This is a genomic window from Variovorax sp. 01N429 (genome assembly GCF_056399425.1).
Genome location: NZ_JBFTRG010000160.1, coordinates 1 through 407, shown reverse-complemented (window position 1 = coordinate 407; position 407 = coordinate 1). Strand labels below are relative to the sequence as shown.

Genomic DNA, 407 nt, shown 5'->3' with positions numbered 1-407 from the left:
CGGCGCGGCGAGTTGGGCCAACTCCGGCAACAGCCGCGACATCGGCGTGGGCTGGCAGGAGCACACCCAGGTGCTGGCCGCGGACGACGGCCAGATCTTCGGGCTGTGCGGCGACGGCACGCTCGTGTGGTGCAAGTACACCCTGACCAACCCGGACACCGGCGAAGGCACCTGGCACCCGAACACCAACARCATCATCCACCGCGGATTCGGSAGCTACAGCTACATCTTCGGCGGCAAGCAAGGCGTGATCTACGCRATCGACGCCAACGGCGACATGTACCGGCGAAGGCACCTGGCACCCGAACACCAACAACATCATCCACCGCGGATTCGGCAGCTACAGCTACATCTTCGGCGGCAAGCAAGGCGTGATCTACGCGATCGACGCCAACGGCGACATGTAC

The 407-nt window shown here is 64.4% G+C and carries 1 protein-coding gene; it reads left to right on the top strand.

Annotated elements, in window-relative coordinates:
• Positions 1-407: tachylectin-related carbohydrate-binding protein (locus tag AC1DSF_RS31050; protein ID WP_478184153.1), on the top strand; the 407-nt coding region annotated here is incomplete at both ends.